The organism is Cupriavidus sp. 2SB (genome assembly GCF_005503625.1).
Classification (GTDB): Bacteria; Pseudomonadota; Gammaproteobacteria; order Burkholderiales; family Burkholderiaceae; genus Cupriavidus.
On the sequence record NZ_SCMX01000001.1, the window covers coordinates 161,961 to 184,500 of the forward strand.

General features: G+C 64.0%; 23 protein-coding genes. 17 read left to right on the forward strand and 6 right to left on the reverse strand.

Annotated features, from left to right (window positions below):
* Positions 1-48: 48 nt before the first annotated feature.
* The 14 genes from urtA to ureG all read left to right on the forward strand — a co-directional run bounded on the left by urtA (position 49) and on the right by ureG (position 12,515).
* Positions 49-1,305 (forward strand): urea ABC transporter substrate-binding protein, encoded by a 1,257-nt coding sequence (gene urtA, locus FFS21_RS00820; protein WP_137923036.1) that lies wholly within the window; start codon positions 49-51, stop codon positions 1,303-1,305.
* A gap of 213 nt (positions 1,306-1,518) precedes the next feature.
* Positions 1,519-3,159, forward strand: coding sequence for an urea ABC transporter permease subunit UrtB (urtB, locus tag FFS21_RS00825; protein WP_137923037.1), 1,641 nt, complete (start codon positions 1,519-1,521; stop codon positions 3,157-3,159).
* Position 3,160: 1 nt separating this feature from the next.
* Complete coding sequence (gene urtC / locus FFS21_RS00830) at positions 3,161-4,360, forward strand: urea ABC transporter permease subunit UrtC (RefSeq protein ID WP_137923038.1); 1,200 nt, start codon at positions 3,161-3,163, stop codon at positions 4,358-4,360.
* Positions 4,357-5,205: an urea ABC transporter ATP-binding protein UrtD gene (gene urtD / locus FFS21_RS00835; RefSeq protein WP_137923039.1), complete on the forward strand. Its 849-nt coding sequence runs from the start codon at positions 4,357-4,359 to the stop codon at positions 5,203-5,205. Before urtC ends, urtD begins: the two co-directional genes overlap by 4 nt.
* A 2-nt stretch (positions 5,206-5,207) precedes the next feature.
* Complete coding sequence (gene urtE, locus FFS21_RS00840; RefSeq protein WP_137923040.1) at positions 5,208-5,900, forward strand: urea ABC transporter ATP-binding subunit UrtE; 693 nt, start codon at positions 5,208-5,210, stop codon at positions 5,898-5,900.
* 106 nt (positions 5,901-6,006) lie between these two features.
* Positions 6,007-6,882 (forward strand): urease accessory protein UreD, encoded by an 876-nt coding sequence (locus FFS21_RS00845; RefSeq protein ID WP_137923041.1) that lies wholly within the window; start codon positions 6,007-6,009, stop codon positions 6,880-6,882.
* A gap of 54 nt (positions 6,883-6,936) precedes the next feature.
* A complete protein-coding gene (locus tag FFS21_RS00850) occupies positions 6,937-7,239 on the forward strand; it encodes an urease subunit gamma (RefSeq protein WP_137923042.1) in 303 nt (100 codons plus the stop codon).
* 54 nt (positions 7,240-7,293) lie between these two features.
* On the forward strand, positions 7,294-7,947 hold the full coding sequence (locus tag FFS21_RS00855) for a HupE/UreJ family protein (protein WP_137923043.1): 654 nt from the start codon (positions 7,294-7,296) through the stop codon (positions 7,945-7,947).
* A gap of 30 nt (positions 7,948-7,977) precedes the next feature.
* On the forward strand, positions 7,978-8,283 hold the full coding sequence (locus FFS21_RS00860; protein ID WP_137923075.1) for an urease subunit beta: 306 nt from the start codon (positions 7,978-7,980) through the stop codon (positions 8,281-8,283).
* Entirely contained in the window at positions 8,283-10,001 is a 1,719-nt protein-coding gene (gene ureC / locus FFS21_RS00865) for an urease subunit alpha (protein ID WP_137923044.1), read from the forward strand. The genes FFS21_RS00860 and ureC overlap by 1 nt, the downstream gene beginning before the upstream one ends.
* 3 nt (positions 10,002-10,004) lie before the next feature.
* A complete protein-coding gene (ureE, locus tag FFS21_RS00870; protein WP_137923045.1) occupies positions 10,005-10,586 on the forward strand; it encodes an urease accessory protein UreE in 582 nt (193 codons plus the stop codon).
* Between the two features lie 12 nt (positions 10,587-10,598).
* Positions 10,599-11,186 carry an endonuclease domain-containing protein gene (locus FFS21_RS00875; protein WP_137923046.1) on the forward strand — a complete coding sequence of 196 codons (588 nt, stop codon included), beginning with the start codon at positions 10,599-10,601 and terminating at the stop codon, positions 11,184-11,186.
* Entirely contained in the window at positions 11,183-11,875 is a 693-nt protein-coding gene (locus FFS21_RS00880) for an urease accessory protein UreF (protein WP_137923047.1), read from the forward strand. Before FFS21_RS00875 ends, FFS21_RS00880 begins: the two co-directional genes overlap by 4 nt.
* A gap of 16 nt (positions 11,876-11,891) precedes the next feature.
* Positions 11,892-12,515: an urease accessory protein UreG gene (gene ureG, locus FFS21_RS00885; protein ID WP_137923048.1), complete on the forward strand. Its 624-nt coding sequence runs from the start codon at positions 11,892-11,894 to the stop codon at positions 12,513-12,515.
* A 42-nt stretch (positions 12,516-12,557) separates the two neighbouring features.
* On the opposite strand, the gene FFS21_RS00890 is transcribed toward ureG, so the two are convergent.
* A complete protein-coding gene (locus FFS21_RS00890) occupies positions 12,558-12,935 on the reverse strand; it encodes a helix-turn-helix domain-containing protein (protein WP_137923049.1) in 378 nt (125 codons plus the stop codon).
* 414 nt (positions 12,936-13,349) lie between these two features.
* On the opposite strand from FFS21_RS00890, the gene FFS21_RS00895 reads away from it, so the two are divergent.
* On the forward strand, positions 13,350-13,916 hold the full coding sequence (locus FFS21_RS00895; protein WP_137923050.1) for a hypothetical protein: 567 nt from the start codon (positions 13,350-13,352) through the stop codon (positions 13,914-13,916).
* A 17-nt stretch (positions 13,917-13,933) separates the two neighbouring features.
* Here the strand turns inward: FFS21_RS00895 and FFS21_RS00900 are convergent, their stop codons facing one another.
* Together FFS21_RS00900 and FFS21_RS00905 are read right to left on the reverse strand one after the other, a co-directional pair.
* Positions 13,934-14,626 (reverse strand): glutathione binding-like protein, encoded by a 693-nt coding sequence (locus FFS21_RS00900; RefSeq protein ID WP_137923051.1) that lies wholly within the window; start codon positions 14,624-14,626, stop codon positions 13,934-13,936.
* Between the two features lie 185 nt (positions 14,627-14,811).
* The gene (locus FFS21_RS00905; RefSeq protein WP_137923052.1) at positions 14,812-16,074 is read right to left on the reverse strand and encodes an acyl-CoA dehydrogenase family protein; all 1,263 of its coding nucleotides are present in this window, start codon (positions 16,072-16,074) and stop codon (positions 14,812-14,814) included.
* Between the two features lie 207 nt (positions 16,075-16,281).
* Between FFS21_RS00905 and FFS21_RS00910 the strand changes: the two genes are divergently transcribed.
* Both FFS21_RS00910 and FFS21_RS00915 read left to right on the forward strand, forming a co-directional pair.
* The gene (locus FFS21_RS00910) at positions 16,282-17,226 is read left to right on the forward strand and encodes a LysR family transcriptional regulator (RefSeq protein ID WP_137923053.1); all 945 of its coding nucleotides are present in this window, start codon (positions 16,282-16,284) and stop codon (positions 17,224-17,226) included.
* Positions 17,227-17,432: 206 nt separating this feature from the next.
* The gene (locus FFS21_RS00915) at positions 17,433-18,590 is read left to right on the forward strand and encodes a CAP domain-containing protein (protein WP_137923054.1); all 1,158 of its coding nucleotides are present in this window, start codon (positions 17,433-17,435) and stop codon (positions 18,588-18,590) included.
* Positions 18,591-18,639: 49 nt separating this feature from the next.
* On the opposite strand, the gene FFS21_RS00920 is transcribed toward FFS21_RS00915, so the two are convergent.
* The 3 genes from FFS21_RS00920 to FFS21_RS00930 are packed head-to-tail and all read right to left on the reverse strand — an operon-like array spanning position 18,640 to position 22,343.
* Complete coding sequence (locus FFS21_RS00920; protein ID WP_137923055.1) at positions 18,640-19,923, reverse strand: hypothetical protein; 1,284 nt, start codon at positions 19,921-19,923, stop codon at positions 18,640-18,642.
* Complete coding sequence (locus FFS21_RS00925; RefSeq protein WP_137923056.1) at positions 19,920-20,549, reverse strand: sigma-70 family RNA polymerase sigma factor; 630 nt, start codon at positions 20,547-20,549, stop codon at positions 19,920-19,922. Before FFS21_RS00925 ends, FFS21_RS00920 begins: the two co-directional genes overlap by 4 nt.
* Positions 20,550-20,588: 39 nt before the next feature.
* Positions 20,589-22,343, reverse strand: coding sequence for a vWA domain-containing protein (locus FFS21_RS00930; protein ID WP_137923057.1), 1,755 nt, complete (start codon positions 22,341-22,343; stop codon positions 20,589-20,591).
* Positions 22,344-22,540: the final 197 nt, after the last annotated feature.

Below are 22,540 nucleotides of genomic sequence, written 5' to 3' on the forward strand. Positions count from 1 at the left end.
TGCGTAGTCCCTGCCAACACACATAAACCGGACGAACTGGGAGCTGCAATGAAACGACGTGACATGCTGAAGCTGACGGCCGTAGCCGCCGCAGCGATGATCGGTACCAGCCCGCTGATGGCGCAGACAAAGGAACCGATCAAGGTCGGCATCCTGCATTCGCTGTCGGGCACGATGGCCATTTCCGAGACGTCGCTGAAGGACGTGGCGCTCATGACGATCGACGAGATCAACAAGAGCGGTGGCGTGCTGGGCCGCAAGCTCGAGCCCGTTGTGGTGGACCCCGCATCGAACTGGCCGCTGTTCGCCGAGAAGGCACGCCAGCTGATCACCAAGGACAAGGTTGCCGTGACGTTCGGCTGCTGGACCTCGGTATCGCGCAAGTCGGTACTGCCGGTCTATGAAGAACTGAACTCGCTGCTGTTCTACCCGGTGCAGTACGAGGGCGAGGAAATGTCGAAGAACGTGTTCTACACGGGTGCCGCGCCGAACCAGCAGGCCATCCCGGCCGTGGAATACCTGATGAGCAAGGAAGGCGGCGGTGCCAAGCGCTACTTCCTGCTGGGCACCGACTACGTGTACCCGCGTACCACGAACAAGATCCTGCGCGCGTTCCTGAAGAGCAAGGGCGTGGCCGACAAGGATATCGAAGAGGTCTACACGCCGTTCGGTCATAGCGACTATCAGACCATCGTCGCCAACATCAAGAAGTTCTCGCAAGGCGGCAAGACGGCCGTGATCTCGACGATCAACGGCGACTCGAACGTGCCGTTCTACAAGGAACTGGGCAACGCGGGCCTGAAGGCCAAGGACGTGCCGGTGGTGGCGTTCTCCGTGGGCGAGGAAGAACTGCGCGGTATCGACACCAAGCCGCTGGTGGGCCACCTGGCCGCATGGAACTACTTCATGTCGGTGAAGAACCCGGAGAACGATGCGTTCAAGAAGCAATGGGCGGCATGGGTCAAGGCCAACAACCTGCCCGGCGCTGACAAGCGCGTGACCAACGATCCGATGGAAGCCACGTACGTGGGCATCCATATGTGGGCACAGGCCGTGAAGAAGGCCGGCACCACGGACCCGGACAAGGTGCGCGCCGCCATGTACGGCCAGACCTTCAAGTCGCCGGACGGCTTCACGCTGACGATGGGCGACAACCACCACCTTTACAAGCCCGTGATGATCGGCGAAGTGAAGGGCGATGGTCAGTTCAACGTGGTGTGGAAGACCGCCAAGCCGATCCGCGCCCAGCCGTGGAGCCCGTTCATCGCGGGTAACGAAGGCAAGGCGGACAAGGTTAGCAATTAACACGTTGCCCTTTGCTATGCGCTCCCCTCTCCCATGAAGTGGGAGAGGGGTGGGGGTGAGGGCCAGCAGTTCAAGACGCGATATCGGCAGCTTGCACCGCCATGCCCTCACCCCCAACCCCTCTCCCGCTCGCGGGAGAGGGGAGCAAACCGCCGCTGCGGGACATCTTCTACACACAAGACGCGACATATCGCGCTATCAACAGGCTCCTGAATGCACCGACCCGACATCCGTTCATGGCTGCGCGCCATGTTCGCTGTGCTGCTGCTGGCCGCTGCCCCACTATGGGCGGCCACGCCGCTGACGCAGGCCGACCTGAAACCGCTGGCCGAAGACGACTTCGACGCCAAGACCGCCGCGCTGACCAGGATCACGCAGGCGCCGGCAGCGCAGGCCGGACCGATTCTCAAAGCGCTGCAGGACGATGCGCTGCAGTTTGCACCGTCGGTCGGCATGGTGCGTACCGAGGGTGACAAAACGCTCGACGCCATCACGGGGCAACCGGTCACGGTCAAGCCCGATGAGCTGGAGTCCCTGACACTGAACAACAGCCTGCGCTCGATTGTCGATAGCGCGTCGAGCAGCCTGCTGCTGCAGTCGCCCGATATCGCCGTGCGGACGCAGGCCATCAACACGCTGTTCGATCAACCGGAAAGCGCCACGCGTGAAGCGGTGGAAGCGGCGCGCAAGGCCGAGGCCGATGCGGGCCTGCGTGCGCGCCTTGACGTGATCTGGGCCAGCACGGTGCTGGCCGAAGGTCCAGGTGCCACGCGCGATGCACGCATCGAAGCCATTCGCATCCTGGCTGCCGACAGCAATCCGCAATCACGCCAGAAGCTGACGCCCTTCGTTGAGAAGGACGAGGCGGGCAAGTACAAGGAGCCCGACGAAGGCGTACGCGTGGCCGCGCAGCAGGCGCTCGATCAGTTGCGCAGCAACGAGCGTCGCGCGGAAGTGGTGGGCAACCTGTTCGCGGGCCTGAGCCTCGGCAGCGTGCTGCTGCTCGCTGCACTGGGCCTGGCGATCACGTATGGCCTGATCGGCGTCATCAACATGGCGCACGGCGAGTTCCTGATGATCGGCGCTTATGCCACCTATGTGGTGCAGACGCTGTTCCGTGCCTTCATGCCGACCGAGGCATTCGGCTGGTATCTGGTGGCGGCGCTTCCGGCATCGTTCCTGGCGGCCGGTCTGGTCGGCTTTGCGATCGAGCGCATCGTGCTGCGCCATCTGTATGGCCGTCCACTGGAAACGCTGCTCGCCACGTTCGGTATCAGCCTGCTGTTGCAGCAGTCCGTGCGCACGATCTTCGGTGCGCAGAACGTTGAGGTGGCGAATCCTTCGTGGATGAGCGGCGGATTCGAGGCCATGGCTGGTCTCGTGATTCCGTACAACCGCGTGGTCATCATCCTGTTCGCGCTGGGCGTGGTCGCTGTGGCGTGGGCTGTACTGAATCGCACGCGTCTGGGTCTGTTCGTGCGTGCGACGACGCAGAACCGCACGATGGCCGCCTGCGTGGGCGTGCGTACGTGGAAGGTGGACAGCTACGCGTTCGCGTTCGGTGCCGGTATTGCAGGGCTGGGCGGATGCGCGCTCTCGCAGATCGGCAACGTGGGGCCGGACCTGGGGCAGGCGTACATCATCGACTCGTTCATGGTCGTGGTGCTCGGCGGGGTAGGCCAGTTGGCCGGCACCATCGTCGGCGCGTTCGGCCTCGGCATCATCAACAAGTTCATCGAGCCGTTCTACGGCGCGGTGCTGGCCAAGATCTTTGTCCTCGTGCTGATCGTGCTCTTCATCCAGAAGCGCCCGCAAGGACTTTTCGCGCTCAAAGGGCGCAGCGCGGAGGCCTGACATGTCCAGTTTCCAATCGAAATCCGGCAAGGCGTTCCGGCTCGCCGTTCCCGAGCGCCAGCCCCTGTTCTCTGGCCGCATCTGGACGCTGCTGGTGGCGTTCACGATCATCGTCGGCATTGGTGTGCCCATCTGCGCGCTGATGCTGCCGGAAGGCCATCCGCTGCATCTCTCGGCCTACGCGTTGACGCTGATCGGCAAGATCATGTGTTTTGCGCTGGCAGCCATCGCACTCGACCTCGTGTGGGGTTACTGCGGCATCCTGAGCCTCGGCCATGGTTTGTTCTTCGCGCTGGGCGGCTATGCGATGGGCATGTACCTGATGCGGTCGATTGGCCGCGAAGGCGTGTACAAGAGCGACCTGCCCGACTTCATGGTGTTCCTCGACTGGAAGGAACTGCCGTGGTTCTGGCATGGCACCGAGCATCTGCCTTACGCGCTGCTGCTCGTGGTGCTGGTGCCGGGCGTGCTGGCGTGGCTGTTCGGCTTCTTTGCGTTCCGCTCGCGCATCAAGGGCGTGTACCTGTCGATCATCACGCAGGCGCTCACGTATGCGGCGATGCTGCTGTTCTTCCGTAACGAGACGGGCTTCGGCGGCAACAACGGCTTCACGGACTTCAAGCGCATTGCGGGTTATGCAGTGGCAGCGCCGGAAACGCGTACCGCGCTGTTCGTGCTGACGTTCCTCGCGCTGATCGGCGGCTTCATCGCGTGCCGCTACATCGTGACGTCGAAGCTCGGTCGCGTGGTCACGGCCGTGCGCGATGCGGAGATGCGCGTGATGTTCTCGGGCTATAACCCGCTCGGCTACAAGCTGTTCGTGTGGACGTTCTCGGCAGTGCTGTGCGGTATTGCTGGCGCGCTGTACGTGCCGCAGGTGGGCATCATCAACCCGGGCGAAATGTCTCCGGCCAATTCGATCGAGATGGCCGTGTGGGTAGCGGTGGGCGGACGCGGCACGCTGATTGGTCCGATCATTGGAGCGTTCCTGGTCAACGGTGCCAAGACGATGTTCACCGCTTACTTCGCCGAATACTGGTTGTTCCTGCTCGGGGCGATGTTCGTGCTCGTGACGCTGTACCTGCCCGATGGCGTGGTGGGTCTGGTCCGCCGCCTGCGCGCGATGCGCAAGCCTGCGAAGCCAATCGATGCGGACACGGATGCGTCCGTACCAGCACCGCAACAAGGGAGCAAGGCATGAACGCCGCGTTGGGAGTGGAGCAAGCGGAGAGCGGCGATGCCACCGGGCTGGGCCGCATCCTCGAACCGGGCGTCATCGACACGACGCACGGACCGATCCTCTACGTGGAAGACCTGACTGTCCAGTTCGACGGCTTCCGCGCACTGAACAAGCTGTCGCTGTCGATCGATCACGGCGAACTGCGCTGCGTGATCGGGCCGAACGGTGCCGGCAAGACGACGATGATGGACGTCATCACCGGCAAGACCGGGCCGCGCAACGCCAACGTCACGGGCCGCGTGTTCCTGGGCCAGACCATCGACCTGATGCGCATGACCGAGCCGAAGATCGCGCAGACCGGCATCGGGCGCAAGTTCCAGAAGCCCACCGTGTTCGAGCAACACGAGGTGTGGGAAAACCTGGAACTGGCGATGAAAGGCGACAAGCGCTGGTGGTCGTCGCTGCGCGCACGATTGACGGGTGAGGGCCATCGCCGTATCGAGGAAACGCTGGCGCTGACGGGTCTGGAAGACGAGGCCTATCGTCCGGCTGGGTTGCTCTCGCATGGTCAGAAGCAGCGGCTGGAGATCGGCATGCTGCTGATGCAGCAACCGCAGTTGCTGTTGCTCGATGAACCCGTGGCCGGCATGACCGATGAGGAAACGATGCAATTGGCGGGGCTGCTGAACAGCCTGCGCGGCAGCTGCTCGATGATGGTGGTCGAGCACGACATGGAGTTCGTGGCTGCGCTGGCTGGCGAGAAAGGCAAGGTCACGGTACTCGCCGAAGGCAGCCTGCTGGCGGAAGGCACGCTCGATGCGGTGAAGCGCGATGAACGCGTGATCGAATCCTACCTGGGAAGATAACGATGCTGCAGGTCAATGCACTGAATCAGTACTACGGCGGCAGCCACATCCTGCGCAACGTCTCGTTCGACGTACCGCATGGCAAGCTGACCACACTGCTGGGCCGCAATGGCGTAGGCAAGAGCACGCTGCTGAAATGCCTGATGGGCGTAGTGCCCACGCGCAGCGGCAGCGTGAGCTGGGACGGCAAGGCGCTGGAGAAGAAGGCGCCTTACGAACGTGTTTCGGCGGGGCTCGCGTATGTGCCGCAGGGGCGCGAGATTTTTCCGCGTCTCACGGTCGAGGAGAACCTGCTGATCGGCGCGGCGAGCCGCGGCAAGCCCAATGGCGTGCCGGACCGCATCTATCAATTGTTCCCGGTGCTGCGCACGATGCGGCAACGTCGTGGCGGCGACCTCTCGGGTGGCCAGCAGCAGCAACTCGCCATTGGCCGCGCGCTGATGAGCGAACCCAAGCTGCTGATTCTGGATGAGCCCACCGAAGGCATCCAGCCATCGATCATCCAGGACATTGGCCGTGCGCTGCGTCTGTTGGTGGATGAGTACGGCATGACCGTGCTGCTGGTGGAGCAGTACTACGAATTTGCGCGCCATCTGGCCGATCACTACGTGGTGATGAGCCGTGGCGAAGTGGTGGCAAAGGGCGCGGGCGCGACGATGGAACAGGACGGCGTACGCGAGCTGATTGCGGTGTAGGCACGACAAGGTCGAACAGCGCACAGCCACCTTCCGGTGAGGGCGGCTGCGCGCTATGATCTGCGCCAACGCCTCGGCGTATCTTCTCGCACTCACGCCCCCCTTCATGCGTCACCCTGACTTTCCTTCTTCGCTCGCCTTGCCATCGGCCTGGCACGCCAGCCTGTGCCTGCGCTTTGCCGTGCGTGCGGGCCGGACCGCCATGGTCGAGCGTCGCCATGAGGGGCCGCTACGCGTGCAGAAGCCGCTGTATCCCGAAGGGGATATCTGCCATGGCGTGGTGCTGCATCCGCCGGCTGGCGTGGCGGGTGGTGACCTGCTCGATATCGACATTGCAGTCGGCACCAACGCGCACGCCGTGCTGGCGACGCCCGGTGCCACCAAGTGGTACAAGTCGGCGGGACGCGATGCGGCGCAGCAGGTGCGCATCGACGTGGCCGAAGGCGGCAAGATCGACTGGCTGCCGCAGGAGAACATCGTCTTTGACGATGCCCGCGCGCGCATTGCCACGGACGTGACTGTTGCGCAGGGCGGTAGTGCCATTGGCTGGGATGCCGTCGTGCTGGGACGCCTGGCGTCCGGTGAGCGATGGGCCAGCGGCTCGCTCTGGCTCGATACACGGATCGGCGGTGTCGAACACCCGCTGTGGATCGAGCAATCGCATTTCGATGCGGCATCGCCGCTGCGCGGCGCCGTGGCGGGTATGGATGGATTGCCGATCCTTGGCACGCTGTGGGCGGTGGGACAGGGCGCTACGCAAGACCTCGCCGAATCATTGGCCGAGCGCCTGCCATATCGCCCCGATCTGCGCGCCGGTGTTACCTGCCTGGCAGCACGCGGCGCATCGATGCCGATGCTGCTGATGCGCGTGCTGGGACGCGACATGGAAGCGGTGCGAAATCTGATGATCGATAGCTGGCAAATGCTGCGCATGCCGATCCACGGCGTGCCTGCACGGCCGCTGCGGCTTTGGGCCACCTGAACACGACGAAGCCCCAAACAAGCAAACAACAAGAACACTCGAACGGAAGCCGATATGGAACTGACGCCACGCGAGAAAGACAAGCTGCTGATTTTCACCGCTGCGCTGCTGGCCGAACGCCGCCGCGCGCGCGGACTCAAGCTCAACTATCCCGAAGCCATTGCGCTGATTACCGCCGCGATCATGGAAGGCGCACGTGATGGTCGCACCGTGGCCGAGTTGATGCACGAAGGCACCAAGGTGCTGGCGCTCGAAGACGTCATGGATGGCGTGGCGGAAATGATTCCCGAAATCCAGGTGGAAGCCACGTTCCCGGACGGCACCAAGCTCGTCACCGTGCATCACCCGATTGTCTGATTGATCGACTGTCCGATTATCTGAACCGCATCCAACAAGAAGAGGTTGAACCCTATGCACCGCATGCTTTCCTCGCGCCGGATTTTTTCGCACCTGACCGCAGGCGCCACGCTGACTCTCGCTACTGCATCGGCCTTCGCCCATCCAGGCCATGATGGCGCCACCGTTAGCGCCAGCCTGTTCGCGGGCCTCGCGCATCCGTTCACGGGTGCCGACCACTTGCTGGCGATGGCCGCCGTGGGCGTGTGGAGCGCCCTGGCTGCATCGCCGAAGGGATCGTTCGATAACAGCACATCGAAGATGGATCTGCTGCGACTGCCGTTCGCGTTCGTCGCGATGATGCTGGTTGGCGCCGCGCTCGGTCTCGGTGGCGTGACGCTGCCGGCCGTGGAGCCGATGATTGCCGCATCGCTGCTGGTGATCGGCCTGTTGGTGGCGGCACGCGCGAAGTTGTCCGCGATGGCGGGCATGGCCATCGTCGGCGGCTTCGCGCTGTTCCATGGGTATGCACATGGTGCCGAACTGCCCGCTACGGCGGAGGCACTGCCGGCAGTGCTGGCCTACGTCGGCGGCTTCGCCGTGAGCACGATGACGCTACACGTGATGGGTATCGGCGCGGGCGCGTTCCTGCGTCGTCATGCGGGCTGGATCGCACGCGTGGCGGGTGCGGGCGTGGCGCTGTATGGCGTCGGCCTGCTCGTGGCCTGAACGGCCAATCCACGCACAAGGAGCATGGCGATGATTCCCGGTGAACTGATGCCGATGGACGGCGAGATCGAGCTGAACTTGGGGCGCGCGACGGTCAGCGTGACCGTTGCCAATACCGGCGACCGTCCGGTGCAGGTGGGCTCGCACTTCCACTTTTACGAAACCAATCCCGCGCTGTCTTTCGATCGCGAAACGGCGCGCGGTTTCCGGCTCGATATCGCAGCAGGCACGGCGGTGCGTTTCGAGCCGGGCCAGTCGCGCACGGTGCAACTGGTGGCGCTGGACGGTGACCGCATCGTCTACGGCTTCAACGGCAAGATCATGGGAGCGCTGTGATGAGCGTGAAGATTTCGCGGCAAGCCTATGCCGAGATGTTCGGCCCCACCACGGGCGATCGTTTGCGTCTGGCGGATACGGGACTGGTCGTAGAGGTCGAGAAGGATTTCACGATCTACGGCGAGGAGGTGAAGTTCGGCGGCGGCAAGGTGATTCGCGACGGCATGGGGCAGAGCCAGCGCATGTCCAAGGACTGCGTGGACACCGTCATCACCAATGCGCTGATCATCGATCACTGGGGCATCGTCAAGGCCGATATCGGCCTCAAGCACGGACGCATCGCGGGGATCGGCAAGGCTGGTAATCCGGATATCCAGCCGGGCGTGACGATTGTCGTGGGACCGGGCACCGAGGTGATTGCCGGTGAAGGCATGATCGTCACGGCGGGCGGCATCGACACGCACATCCACTTCATCTGCCCGCAGCAGATTGACGAAGCGCTGATGAGCGGCGTGACGACGATGATCGGCGGTGGTACTGGCCCCGCCACAGGCACATTCGCCACCACGGTGACGCCAGGCCCCTGGTACATGGAGCGCATGCTGCAGGCGGCCGATGCCTATCCGATGAACATCGGCTTCCTGGGCAAAGGCAATGCGAGCCAGCCGGGTCCGCTGACGGAACAGGTGGAAGCGGGCGCTATCGGCCTGAAGCTGCATGAGGACTGGGGCACCACGCCGCAGGCCATCGATACGTGTCTCTCGGTTGCCGATGACACCGACACGCAGGTGGCGATTCACACCGATACGCTGAACGAAGGCGGTTTCGTCGAGGCGACGATTGCCGCGTTCAAAGGCCGCACGATCCATACGTATCACACGGAAGGGGCGGGCGGCGGCCACGCGCCGGACATCATCAAGGTGTGCGGCGAAGCCAACGTGCTGCCGTCATCGACCAATCCCACGCGCCCGTACACGGTCAACACGCTGGACGAGCACCTGGACATGCTGATGGTGTGCCATCACCTGGACCCGTCGATTGCCGAGGACATCGCCTTTGCCGAATCCCGCATCCGGCGCGAGACGATCGCCGCCGAAGACATCCTGCATGACCTCGGCGCGTTCTCGATGATCTCGAGCGATTCGCAGGCCATGGGCCGCGTGGGCGAGGTGATCATCCGCACCTGGCAGACCGCGCACAAGATGGCGGCGCAACGTGGCAAGCTGCCCGGCGATCCGCACGATGCGCGCGGTGGTCACGACAACTTCCGCGTGAAGCGCTATATCGCCAAGTACACGATTAATCCAGCGCTGACGCACGGCATCGCGCATGAAGTGGGTTCGATCGAAGTTGGCAAGTGGGCCGATCTGGTGTTGTGGCGTCCCGCGTTCTTCGGCGTGAAGCCGAGCCTGATCTTGAAGGGCGGCATGATTGCTGCGGCGGCGATGGGTGATCCCAATGCATCGATTCCGACGCCGCAGCCTGTGCATTACCGCCCGATGTTTGCCTCGGCGGGTGGTGCGTTGCCGAAGTCGTCGCTGACGTTCGTGTCGCAGTCGGCCATGGCGGCCGACGTGGGTGGACGCTATGGATTGGCGAAAACATTGGCAACCGTGCGCGGCACGCGTACCGTGAGCAAGCGCGACATGATCCACAATGACTGGCAGCCGAACGTCACCGTCGACCCGGAGACCTATCAGGTCGTGGCCGATGGTCAGTTGCTGATGTGCGAGCCCGCCACCGTGCTGCCGATGGCGCAGCGCTATTTCCTGTTCTGACCCGTGATCAAGATCGATAAAGTCCTGCCCGCGCCGCACGGCATCGCGCCCGTGCTGGTGCGCCGCGCACCCAAGCTCGTCCTGCCATTCGGCGACCGCAGCAAGAGCCGCCTGCGCGCAGTGCTCGACAACGGCGCGGAAGCCGCATTGTTCCTGCCACGCGGCACCGTGTTGCGCGGCGGAGATCTGCTGGTAGCAGAAGACGGTACGTTCATCGAAGTGCAGGCCGCTGCGGAAGCGGTACTGCAGGTGTCCGCAAGCGATCCGCTCGCATTGATGCGCGCGGCCTATCACCTCGGTAATCGGCATACGCCGGTGGAGATTGGACGCGATTATCTGCGGCTGGAGTATGACCCGGTGCTGGCGGACATGCTCGCGCGACTAGGCGTGCAGACCACGCGTGAGGATGCACCGTTCGAGCCGGAAGCCGGTGCGTATGGCGGCGGGCACAAGCATGGGCATGATGCGACGTTTGCGGAAGACTATGCAGTGGCGCAGGCAGTGTTTCACGAGCATCATCATGGGCATGATCACGATCATGGGGACGGGCATGTGCATGGGGAACACTGTGGGCACAAGCACTGATGTGACCTCACGATGATTGAACCGCTGACCCTCTCCCCCAACCCCTCTCCCGCACGCGGGAGAGGGGAGAACACCGATGGTTTGCTCCCCTCTCCCTCTGGGAGAGGGGCAGGGGGAGAGGGCCGGCGCCTGACTCACCACGAATTCATTCGTCAGCTCCGATCGAATCAAACCACAGCCGAACAGCGCCTCTGGTATCACCTGCGCGCGCATCGCTTCCTCGGCCTGAAGTTCAAACGCCAGATGCCAATCGGCCCTTACATCGCCGATTTCCTCTGCATGGAATACAAGCTGATCGTCGAAGCCGATGGCGGTCAACATGGTTCCCTCAGCGACTTCGATCGCGACCAGTGGCTGGAAGCGCAGGGTTATACGGTGCTGCGATTCTGGAACAACCAGGTGCATGAAGAAACGGATGGTGTGCTGGAGGCGATTCGATTGACAGTTCTGGCGAAAGGGCTTGTTGAACCGCCTGCCCTCTCCCCCAACCCCTCTCCCGCACGCGGGAGAGGGGAGCAAGCCGATTGTGTTCTCCCCTCTCCCTCCGGGAGAGGGGCAGGGGGAGAGGGCCGGCGCGTCAAATCGAGGCGAGTTCCATGACTGCATTAAGCCAACTCATCTCCCTCCTCCACCTCGCCTCCCCAGCCCTCCCCATCGGCGGCTTCAGCTATTCCCAAGGCCTGGAGGCCGCCATCGACTGCGGACTGGTGAAAGACGCCGATAGCGCGAGCGAGTGGATTCACGACAACCTCACCCACGTCCAAGCCCAGTGCGAAGCGCCCATCTGGCTGCTGCTGCATCGCGCATGGGCGAGCAATGACTACGCATCCGTGGCCAAGTGGAACGACTGGTTCCACGCCACACGCGAGACGTCCGAGTTGCGGCTGGAGACGGAGCAGATGGGTTGGTCGCTGGCGAAGTTGATCGCGCAGATGGAGTGGGGCGACGACGCCATGCGTCAGGCATTGCAGGCGATGTCGCCGCTGTGCCTGCCCACCGCATTCACCGCCGCGTGCGTGGCACTCGCCATCGACGAGCGCGATGGCCTGGGGGCCTATGCCTTCAACTGGGCCGAGAACCAGGTGGCTGCGGCAATCAAGGCCGTGCCGCTGGGGCAGGCGGCCGGGCAGCGCATGCTGCGCGGGCTGCATGCTGCGGTGTTCGATGCCGTTGACGAAGCGCAGCGCCGCACCGACGCACAGCCGCCGCAACTCTCGACGTTTTCCCCGATGCTGGGCCTGCTGTCCGCCAGACACGAGACGCAGTACTTCCGGCTGTTCCGATCCTGATCACTCGACTCTCATCATGACCCGAACCAAGAAGAATCCTCCGCTGCGCGTTGGCGTGGGCGGCCCGGTGGGCTCCGGTAAGACCACCCTGTTGGAGATGCTCTGCAAGGCCATGCGCGAGCTCTATGACCTGGTGGCAATCACCAACGATATCTATACGAAGGAAGACCAGCGCCTGCTGACGGTCTCTGGCGCGTTGCCGGCCGAGCGGATCATGGGTGTGGAGACGGGCGGTTGCCCGCATACGGCGATTCGCGAGGATGCGTCGATCAACCTGGAAGCGGTGGATCGCATGCTGGCGAAGTTTCCGGATGCCGATGTGGTCTTTATCGAATCCGGCGGTGACAACCTTGCCGCCACGTTCAGTCCGGAACTGTCGGACCTGACGATCTACGTGATTGATGTAGCCGGCGGCGAGAAGATCCCGCGCAAGGGCGGGCCTGGCATCACGAAATCTGATCTGCTGGTGGTCAACAAGACCGACCTCGCGCCGTACGTCGGCGCGAACCTGGAGATCATGGAGAGCGATACGCGCAAGATGCGCGGCGAGCGTCCGTTCGTGATGGGCAGTGTCAAGTCGGGTCAGGGCCTCGACGAGATCATCGCCTTCATCGAGCGGCAGGGCATGCTCGACGTCTGAGCAACTCGGCGTCTGAGGCTTGCCCGGACCCGCCCGGGCAGTCTATCGAACGTGGCGGCGTGCCAGCGCACGCGCCACGCCAGCCACGACGTCGCGATCCACGTCGTTGAGCTCGGACATGTAGCGCAGCGTGGCCTGTACCGAGGGAGACTGCTCCGCGTCGAACGGCGAGCGCGGCGGCTCTGTTGCGCTTTCCTCACGATGCTTGATAAAGTCAAGCATATCGTTGGGCGCAACGCCGAGCGTGTCTGCCAGGGTACAGATGTTATATAGCGCAACATTGCGCGTGCCGCGCTCGATGCCGCTGAGGTAGGATCGGGCAAGGCCGCTTTCCAGCGACAGCGCCTCCTGCGACCAGCCGCGCTGCTTGCGCAGCCAGGTCAGATGTCGGCCAAACAGCTTGAGTGGGTCTGCTGTCATAGTGCTGCTGTGTGGATATTAAGTCTCTAAGTTGGACGAGCCTAAGGGTTTGACCTATAGGCAACGACAACTTATAGTTCGTCGTTCTATCGGTGCCAGATCCGCATATTAAGGGATGCGCCCGCCATGGGTGCGGCACCAGAGATGGCCGGTACGATGTCTCACGTCGTACTGAATCGGGGCAGTCGCGTAGTGGATGTCGGGCGGAGAGCCGCATCACGCCTTCCATTGCGCATTCCGGGACCTTCTGCGTCCCATGCTCCGTTTCGAGGGAATGCCATGCAGGTTTTCACGTCTTCGACCCTCCGTACGCGCAGTGCCTTGCCGTGCGAAATCACACCAATTACAACAAACCTATCCCGGCGGATATGTGTCATTCCGGCAACGGCCGGGCTTGGTCACGTCTCCGAAACGGTGCCGGTACAAGGGTCCACGCGCTATCGGATTCCGCAACTGGAGCGTCCGCAGTGGCTCGCCTGCATGCAGGGCGGTGTCCGCGTGCTCGACGGTGGCCTTGAACTGGCCGTCCTGACCAGCGGCGATGTCTTCGTGCCGGAACCGGGGCGGTCGTTGGTGCTCCATACCGTGGTCGATAGCGTGATCGGCAGGACCATTGCGTTGAAACGCCGCATCGCCGAAGAAGACGTGTCCGGACGTGGCGAGTTCCTGGCTATCGAGCCTGGCGAACCGAACTGGGCACAGCACTTCGACGCGGTCGGGCTGTGCTGGGCGGCCTGCCATCACGGCGCGCTGAGCCTGCAATGGCGCGACCCGACCATGCCCGATGGACTGGCCACGATCCTGCTGCAGGCCGGCATGAGCTTTGCCCCGGCTCCCGGCGAGGAGTATTGCATCGACGCGCTGCTGCCCGGAACCGGCCTGCTGTGCTGCCATCGCGGATCGGCGGCCAGCCCCGCGCGCGCGCGCGCCAGGCAAGTCCGGCCGATGTCCGCTCCGCAGTTGATGCACGCCGTTGCCTGACGGTTCCGGCCTCGCGGTCAGCGTCGCTGGTACTGCGTGGCACCAAACAGGATTTCCCGTTCGCGGTCGGTGTGCAGCGGCTTGCGCTCTTTCGCCAGTACCTCGACGCCACGTTGCACGGCAGGGCGGGCCGCGATCTCGTCGAACCAGCGCTTCAGATGCGGATAGTCGGAGAGTTCCACGCCCTGGTTCTGCCAGCTGCGCAGCCATGGGAACGTTGCGATATCCGCGATCGAATAGCTGTCGCCGGCCAGCCATGCATGATTGGACAACTGCTTGCCGATCACGCCATAGAGACGCTTCGCCTCGTTGGTGTAGCGATTCACGGCGTACTCGATTTTTTCGGGCGCGTAGATGCGGAAATGATGCGCCTGGCCCAGCATCGGACCCACACCGCCCATCTGGAACATCAGCCACTGCAGCGCGTCATATTTGCCGCGCACATCTTCGGGCAGGAACTTTCCGGTCTTGCTGGCGAGGTATAGCAGGATCGCGCCGGATTCGAACAGGGAGATCGGCTCGCCGTCGGGGCCGTCGCTATCGACAATGGCTGGAATCTTGTTGTTCGGGCTGATGCGAAGGAAGTCCTCGCCGAACTGGTCGCCGGCGCCGATGTTGATCGGATGCACCCGGTACTCGAGACCACATTCCTCGAGCATGATGTGAACCTTGTGACCGTTGGGCGTGGCCCAGGAATAGACGTCGATCATTTGCAACGCGCTCCGTGGATGGTTGGGGTTTGGGCCGAGGCATTTAAGCACAGAAGGAATAACCTTGCTGGCGGTGCATGATCCCTGAAGGCCGCGTGCGGCAAGGCCGACGCCACAATGAAAAAAGCCCGACGGGAAGTGCCGTCGGGCCTTTGACTTGCGCGTATCGCTACATCAAGAAGCCATCACGAACCGCGCGTCACCGGCATCTGGATGCTGTCCGGATTCAGGTTCATGTGCTTGGCCAGTTCGAGCTTGGCGATGGCGTTGCGGTGCACTTCGTCAGGACCATCGGCCAGGCGCAGCGTGCGCTGGTGCGCCCACCAGTTTGCCAGCGGGAAGTCGTTCGACACGCCAGCCGCGCCGTACACCTGAATGGCCCAGTCGATGACGCGCAGCGCCACGTTCGGTGCCACCACCTTGATCATCGCGATCTCGGCCTTGGCCACCTTGTTGCCGACGGTATCCATCATGTACGCGGCTTTCAGCGTCAGCAGTCGTGCCATTTCGATATCGCACCGGGCTTCGGCGATGCGTTCCTGCGTCACGCCATGACGGGCGATCTGCTTGCCGAACGCTACGCGCTCCAGGCTGCGCTTGCACATCAGTTCCAGCGCACGCTCGGCCACGCCAACGCTGCGCATGCAGTGGTGAATGCGGCCCGGCCCGAGGCGACCTTGTGCGATCTCGAAGCCGCGACCTTCACCCAGCAGGATGTTGCCCACCGGCACGCGCACGTTCTTGAGTTCGATTTCCATGTGGCCGTGCGGCGCGTCGTCGTAGCCGAACACGGGCAGGAAGCGCTTGATGGTGATGCCCGGCGTGTCGGCCGGCACCACGATCATCGATTGCTGTTCGTGGCGGCCTGCCTCGGGATCGGTCTTGCCCATCACGATGTAGACCTTGCAGCGCGGATCGCCTGCACCCGACGACCACCACTTGGTACCGTTGATCACATAGTGGTCACCGTCACGCTCGATGCGGCATTCGATGTTGGTGGCATCGGACGAGGCCACGGCCGGCTCGGTCATCAGGAAGGCCGAGCGGATCTCGCCGCGCAGCAGCGGTTCCAGCCATTGGTCCTTGAGGGCTTCCGAAGCGTAGCGCTCCAGCGTTTCCATGTTGCCGGTGTCCGGCGCGGCGCAGTTGAACACTTCGGCGGACCAGGGCACCCGGCCCATGATCTCGCACATCGGCGCGTATTCGAGGTTGGAGAGCCCTTCCGGTGCACGCTTGGAGCGCGGCAGGAACAGGTTCCAGAGACCGGCTTCGCGTGCCAGCGGCTTCAGTTCTTCCACCACCTTGGTCGGAATCCACGCATTGCCGGCCTCGCGGTTGGCCTGCACTTCGGCATAGAAGCGCTTTTCGTTCGGGTAGATGTGCTGGTCAAAGAACGCCAGCAGCCTGGCCTGCATCTCCTTGACCTTCGGCGAGTACTCGAATTGCATGGGGTCTCCTCGGTAACCCTTGCCGGATTCGGCTGGGTTGGTGACTGGGGGTGTGACGTAATGACGCTTGTGACGGGCGCGCCGTGCCGACTGTGGCTACTCTAATCCAAGCTGTGAAATTAGAAAAATGAATTTTCTGGATTGGTCAGTATCAATTTGATGCATCCCGTGCCAGAATGCGCCAAAGCCATCTCGCAGGAAGGTGCCATGCAGCTCAGCCGGATCGATCTCAACCTTTTCGTGGTGTTCGACGCCATCCATAGCGAGGGCAGCATCACCGCCGCCGCGCGGCAGTTGAACCTGACGCAGCCAGCCGTGAGCCACGCGCTTGGGCGGCTGCGCACGTTGTTCGACGATCCGCTGTTCGAGCGACGCGGGCAGGGCATGGCGCCCACGCCGCTGGCGCGTTCACTGGCCGCCGAGATTCGCGGCGCGCTGCAATCGTTTGCGCGCACGCTGCAGGATACGCCGCACTTCGATCCTGCCAACACCACGCGGCGTTTCACCATCGGCATGCGCGATGCCTTGGAGTCCACGCTGTTGCCACCGCTGATGGCGCGCGTGACGGCCATCGCGCCGCACGTGGAGATTGCCGCGATCCGCTTCGACCGGCGCGAGATGGAATCCGAACTGCTGGCCGGCACGCTCGATGCCGCGCTCGATATCCTGCTGCCGGTATCGCCGGCCATCCATCACGCGGCATTCATGTCTGATCCGATGGTGGTGCTGGCGCGGCGCGATCATCCGCTGGTGAAAAAGGAACTGACGCTGGAACGATATCTCGCGGCGGAACACGTACACGTATCGTCGCGGCGGCGCGGTGCCGGGCTGGAGGACCAGGCATTGCATCGCATGGGTCTGACGCGACGCGTGCGGCTGCGCTGCCAGCACTATGCGGCGGCGTGCCGCGTGGTCAGTTGCACGGATTTGCTGGCCACGCTGCCACTGCGCTATGCACGCATCGCCAACGAACCCTATGCCAACCGTCTGCTGTCGCTGCCTTTCAAGGTGCCATCGCTCGAGTTGCATTTGTACTGGCACGCGGGTGGCGAGAACGATGGCGCGAACCGCTGGCTGCGCGAGCAGTTGATGGCGGTGATGGCGTCGCTCGGGTCGGGTATGGCCGATGTGGCGAGCCCCTCGCCAACCTGATTCCCTCACACGTGCGGCGCGCTCGGATCACACCGTAAGAAAATGTTCGGATGCTGGACGGTGATGATGGGCATCCCTACCATCGTCCCCGTTCATCTGCTCCAGTACGCATCACATCACGGCGCTGCAGCGCCCTGGCGTTTTCCCGGTTCATACATCGGGCATGCGGGCAGTTCTCCCCATTCCTGTATATCGAGCCGCTTCACATGCCAGGGAAACACTTGCACCACGCATTCACTCGTCGATCCACGCTTGCCAGCGTGACTGCCGCGCTCGCGGCGATGACACTGGCCGCTTGCGGCGGCGGTGACGGCGGATCCTCCGCCAGCTCGGCCACGCCCAGCGCGGGCAATGCATCGAACGCGCAGCAGGCCGGCACGCAAGCTGGCACCACGCCTTCGACGTCGTTGCCTGCGGGCGCGGACCGCGCGTGCTACACGGTCACCGGCACAGCCGGCACGCCAGTGACTGGCGCCGTGAGCCTGCTGCCTGCGCGCGGCACCGGTGCCTCGGGCTATCGCGTGCTCGACGAACCGCGTGCGGCGGGTCTCTGCTATGCCAACTACCGGCGCGAGCAGGTGGGTCTGGCGCCGCTGACGGCGCGCGATGCGCTCAACACCGTGGCGCAGAACCACACGGCCTACATGCTCGCCAACCAGACGCTGACGCACGACGAGCAGTCGGGCAAGACCGGCTACACCGGCGCCGCGCCGAACGACCGTATCCAGGCTGCGTATGCGAGCAACGCCACCGCGGAAGTGGTGGCAGGCGCCAATCGCTGGACTTCGGCAGCGAACGCAAACCTGTCGATGAGCCCGAAGGACGCGCTCGTAGTGGATCTGATCAACGCGCCGTTCCATCGCGCTGCACTGCTCGGCAGCTACGGATCGGCTGGCAGTGGTTTCGCTGAAAGCGTCGGCGCTGGCAGCAGCGGCGGCACGACTGCGAACTACTACCAGACCATCGACCTGGCCGACCGCAGCGTGGGTGGCGCGGACAACCAGATGGTGGCGTATCCGTGGAATGGTCAGGCCGATGTGCCGACGAGCTGGGTCAATAACGAAAGCCCGAATCCGGCGCCATCGTATGCGGGTCAGACCATGGGCTATCCGGTCACGGTGCAATCCGTGAATACCTCGCTGACGTTCAACGCGGATACGTTCTCGATTACCGACGCCTCGGGCAACAACGTGCCTTGCGAGAAAGTGGATGCGCGCACGTCGGGCATGTCGAGTGCCGCGCGCGGGCTGGCGATCTGCACGCCGCGCACGCCGCTGGCGAGCAAGACGCGCTACAACGTCACCGTCGGCGGCACGCTGAACGGGCAGGGCGTGAACCTGAACTGGTCGTTCACGACGCTGTAAGCGGTTGGGTCGCACATGAAAAAACGGGAGGCTTCGGCCTCCCGTTTTTTCATGGCGACGACGATGGCGGCTGCGCAATGCGCAACTGTCCGCGCCCCAGCGTTTCATCGCGCTCGATGCCATATGGTGCGGCGGGGCGCGCTTCCGCAGGCATCGCCGCCCACAGACGTGCCACCCAGTCATGCACGGCGGCGTTATCGGGCTCCGCGCTCCAGATGCGCAGCGCCTTACCCGGACGCCATTGCAGTGCCACCGATGCGGGATCGTCCTCGATGGTGACGGTTGCCGATTTAGTGGCGATGGCCGATGGAATCGATGCTGCGGAATCCGCCGTTGCCGAATCCTCCGGTGCCGCAGCATTGAGCGCGGCTTGCGGCGCGCGTCGTGCGCGCAACGCGGCGGGTGGGGGCGGCGCCGATTGTACGAACGCGGGCGCAGGCGCCGGAGGCGGTGCGGGTTCTGACGGTGCCCGTTCCGCGAAGGCGATGGGCGGCGCGGCGTGTGCTGCCGCCGCTGCCGGTTCCCGTGCAGACTCGTGCGCAGCGCTGGCGCTGTCCGATGGTGGCGTGGCCATCGGTGCGGACTTTCGCGCTACCGGCTGGGCGGGCCTGGTTGCCACACTCGACTCAGTCGCTTTAGTCGCCTCGGTCGACTTTGATCGCACCGAAGACGCATCGTCCGTCGCGTTGGTCCTGGCGGCCATTTCCGCAGCCGGTTCCGGCGATGCAACCGTTGCTGGCGGCGGTGCATCGGACAACATGACGTTCGATGACAGCGAGGCCGTCATCGGCGTACCGTCATCGAGTTGCCGCAGCACGATCTGCGTGGCGAGTCCCGCTACCGCGAATGCGCTCGCCGCAATGCCGAGCGATTTCCACCAGCGCGATAGCTTTGGCTTTCTCGGCAGCGGGGTAGGGGCTGCCGACGACGCCGCGTCGCGATGTTGCGCAGCCTGTTCACGCAACCATGCGTGTCCCGCATCGCTGATGGGTGCGCCCAGCACGTCCTGTGCAGACTGGCCGGTATCGATCTGGTCGAACACCGCATTGCGCCGTGTTGTCTGCGCTTGCTGGAGACGGGCGGCCTCGCGCAGCACGCTGCCGGAGAGCGTCGGCGGCGCTGTGAACGTGGGCGGCGGTGCGGTCACGCGTGCCACGCTGGCCTCGGCTTCGGCAGCCATGCGGGCCTGCACGGCGCGTGCCGCTGTGGCGACTGACACGGCCAGTGTCGCCGGCGCTTCGAACGGCGGCAGGTCGCGCAACAGTGCGGCAAGCCGATCGTCGCCAGCGATGAAGTCATCGGCAGCATCCTGACGGGGGCGCGTATCGGTCATGGACGCAACTCCCGGCCCGCATCTCCTGGCGAGACTTCCGCCAGCACAACCCGCAGGCGCATGAACGCATAGCGCAGCCGGCTTTTGACGGTCTCGAACTTCTCGCCCAGCATCGCGGCGATGTCTTCGACACTCATATCGCTGAAATAGCGCAGCACCACCACCTCGCGCTGCGTCACCGGCAACTGCAACAGCGCGTCGTGCACGGCGGCCATGTTCTGGCGCAGTTGCGCTTCGGCCTCCGGCGTGAGGTCATCGGCCGGCATGGCGGCCTCGTGATCGTCGAGCGATTCGCGCAGCCGCGCATGCGCGCTGCGTACCTGATCCATCCACGCATTGCGCGCGATCTGGAACAGGAACGTGCGGAACGCGGCGGTGGGCAGGTAATCGCCGCAGCGCGTCATGAGCTGTATCCATGTACGCTGCGCGATGTCCTCGGCCTCGCCCGTATCGCCCCGGCACAACCACGCCACATAGTTGTAGAGGCCAGGGTTATGACGACGGAACAGCTCGGCGATGGGCGCTTCGATGACGCCGCTGGCTACCAGGAGCATCAGGTCGGCATCGGGCAACGCAGTGATATCTGCGGCGATACCTGCGGAGGCGGCAGAGGGAGTAACGGTCATGTCGACGAGTATAGGCGCAAGCCGTGGCGGTCTCCGCAATCAGTGCTGCGTGGGTCGCTGCGGCACCGCTGCCGTGGAAAGCGACTGCGCTAGCGATACAAGCTTGAGGAACTCGCCTCGATAGCCAAAACGATCCGCGCCGCTCGCGCTGGCCGCGAGTACGCGGGCATCGTCGAGCGTCCAGTTGCCGGTGAACTTGCCGCCGCGCAGCACCTGCCCGAAACCGCTGACGGCCACGGCGAACCGGAAGTCGGCATCGGCGCGCGCCAGCGGCTGGATTGCCTGGCGCGTGACCGTGAAATCGGTCAGTTCGCTGCGCGAAACATCGGGGCGCTTGAAACGCAGCTTCACATGGGCCAGTTCGTTGTTGCGTGCGTCCGTAGCGGGCGTGGTTGATTGGTAGCGCAATGGATCGATCAGACCCGTGCCATCGGCCAGCGTCAGTTCGTAGAGCGCGGTGACCGTGTGTCCCGCGCCAACGTCGCCGGCATCGACCTTGTCGTTGTGAAAATCCTCGCGCGCCAGCATGCGGTTCTCGTAGCCGAGCAGGCGATATTCGCGCACCGTCGACGGGTTGAACTCGATCTGGATCTTCACGTCGCGTGCGATGGTCGCCAGCGTGGATTGCATTTCGCCCACCAGCACCTTGTTGCCTTCCATGAGGTTGTCGATGTATGAGTACGCCCCGTCGCCCGCATCGGCCAACTGCTCCATCATCTGGTCGTTGTAGTTGCCCGCACCGAAGCCGAGCGTCGACAGCGAGACACCGGACTTGCGCTTCTCCTCGACCATGCTCTTCAACTGGCGGAAGTCGGTCACGCCCACATTGAAATCGCCATCGGTCGCCAGCAGGATGCGATTGATGCCTCCGGTGACAAAGCTCTGCTGCGCTGCCTGATAGGCCAGCGCGATGCCGCTTGCGCCTGCGGTGCTGCCGCCTGCCTGCAACTGATCGATGGCGGAGACGATCGCGGCTTTCTCCGATCCCGAGGTCGGCGGCAATGCAATCTGCGTGCGACCCGCGTAGGTCACCAGCGTGATCCGGTCCTGCGGCCGCAGCGCGCCTACCAGCAGCTTCAGCGATGCCTTGAGCAGCGGCAGCTTGTCCGGTGTATCCATCGAACCGGAGACATCGACCAGGAACACGAGGTTGGCCGAGGGCATGCTCGCCCGCGCCATGTCCTGCCCCTTGATGCCGATACGCAGCAGCACGTTGCCCGGCTGCCAGGGCGACGGGGCCAGCGCGGTATGCACTGCAAACGGGCGACCGTCGGAGGGTGGCGCGTAGTCGTAGGGGAAGTAGTTGACCAGTTCCTCGACGCGCACCGCATCGGCGGGTGGCAGGCGCCCCGCGTTAAGCATGCGGCGGACGTTGCTGTAGCTGCCCGTATCGACGTCGATGCTGAACGTGGAGACCGGCTGGCTCGCCACGAGCTGGATGCCGTTTTCGGCAATGGCGGCGTAGCGCTCGCGATCCTGCGGCGCCGGCATCGGGGAGAAGGATGGCGACGGCATCCTTTTCATCGCGGCCATCGGCGCGGCAGGGTGGCGCATTGCAGATTCCGCCATCGGTGCACGGCTGTCCGACTGCTCCGAGATGGGCGGCTGCGGGATGTACGGCGGCGTGGGCGCGGGGGGCGGCGGCGTCAAGGGTGCGGAAGCTGGCACATTCGCGGGCTCGCCAAGCCGGGCCGATCCGCCGCAGCCGGTCAGGGCCGCCGTCATGGCAGCGAGCAACGTGAGCGTTGCCGGCAGCAGGATGCGTGCAGCGGCGCGGGTGATCTGGGGTTGCATGGTGTGGCCTCCTTGTCGGCATGCGTGCCGGTTCTGGAGGCTGTAACGAGGCAGGAGGCTGCGCGGGGTTTGCACCGGCGCAACTTTCCTCGGAAGTCCACCGGAGCCCGGCCTGAGCTCATCGCCAAGTGCAGTTTTGAGAATTTTCGCCCGTCCCCAGGGCCCGGATCGCCGCTACAATCGCCGAACCTTCCCCC

Coding starts and splice junctions, on each gene's coding strand:
- urtB (WP_137923037.1), top strand. CDS start 1,519: ATGCACCGACCCGACATCCGTTCATGGCTGCGCGCCATGTTCGCTGTG.
- FFS21_RS00850 (WP_137923042.1), top strand. CDS start 6,937: ATGGAACTGACGCCACGCGAGAAAGACAAGCTGCTGATTTTCACCGCT.
- FFS21_RS00880 (WP_137923047.1), top strand. CDS start 11,183: ATGACTGCATTAAGCCAACTCATCTCCCTCCTCCACCTCGCCTCCCCA.
- FFS21_RS00900 (WP_137923051.1), bottom strand. CDS start 14,626: ATGATCGACGTCTATTCCTGGGCCACGCCCAACGGTCACAAGGTTCAC.
- urtD (WP_137923039.1), top strand. CDS start 4,357: ATGAACGCCGCGTTGGGAGTGGAGCAAGCGGAGAGCGGCGATGCCACC.
- FFS21_RS00845 (WP_137923041.1), top strand. CDS start 6,007: ATGCGTCACCCTGACTTTCCTTCTTCGCTCGCCTTGCCATCGGCCTGG.
- FFS21_RS00930 (WP_137923057.1), bottom strand. CDS start 22,343: ATGCAACCCCAGATCACCCGCGCCGCTGCACGCATCCTGCTGCCGGCA.
- FFS21_RS00920 (WP_137923055.1), bottom strand. CDS start 19,923: ATGACCGATACGCGCCCCCGTCAGGATGCTGCCGATGACTTCATCGCT.
- ureG (WP_137923048.1), top strand. CDS start 11,892: ATGACCCGAACCAAGAAGAATCCTCCGCTGCGCGTTGGCGTGGGCGGC.
- FFS21_RS00855 (WP_137923043.1), top strand. CDS start 7,294: ATGCACCGCATGCTTTCCTCGCGCCGGATTTTTTCGCACCTGACCGCA.
- FFS21_RS00890 (WP_137923049.1), bottom strand. CDS start 12,935: ATGACAGCAGACCCACTCAAGCTGTTTGGCCGACATCTGACCTGGCTG.
- urtA (WP_137923036.1), top strand. CDS start 49: ATGAAACGACGTGACATGCTGAAGCTGACGGCCGTAGCCGCCGCAGCG.
- FFS21_RS00875 (WP_137923046.1), top strand. CDS start 10,599: ATGATTGAACCGCTGACCCTCTCCCCCAACCCCTCTCCCGCACGCGGG.
- ureC (WP_137923044.1), top strand. CDS start 8,283: ATGAGCGTGAAGATTTCGCGGCAAGCCTATGCCGAGATGTTCGGCCCC.
- FFS21_RS00860 (WP_137923075.1), top strand. CDS start 7,978: ATGATTCCCGGTGAACTGATGCCGATGGACGGCGAGATCGAGCTGAAC.
- FFS21_RS00905 (WP_137923052.1), bottom strand. CDS start 16,074: ATGCAATTCGAGTACTCGCCGAAGGTCAAGGAGATGCAGGCCAGGCTG.
- urtE (WP_137923040.1), top strand. CDS start 5,208: ATGCTGCAGGTCAATGCACTGAATCAGTACTACGGCGGCAGCCACATC.
- FFS21_RS00910 (WP_137923053.1), top strand. CDS start 16,282: ATGCAGCTCAGCCGGATCGATCTCAACCTTTTCGTGGTGTTCGACGCC.
- FFS21_RS00915 (WP_137923054.1), top strand. CDS start 17,433: ATGCCAGGGAAACACTTGCACCACGCATTCACTCGTCGATCCACGCTT.
- FFS21_RS00925 (WP_137923056.1), bottom strand. CDS start 20,549: ATGACCGTTACTCCCTCTGCCGCCTCCGCAGGTATCGCCGCAGATATC.
- urtC (WP_137923038.1), top strand. CDS start 3,161: ATGTCCAGTTTCCAATCGAAATCCGGCAAGGCGTTCCGGCTCGCCGTT.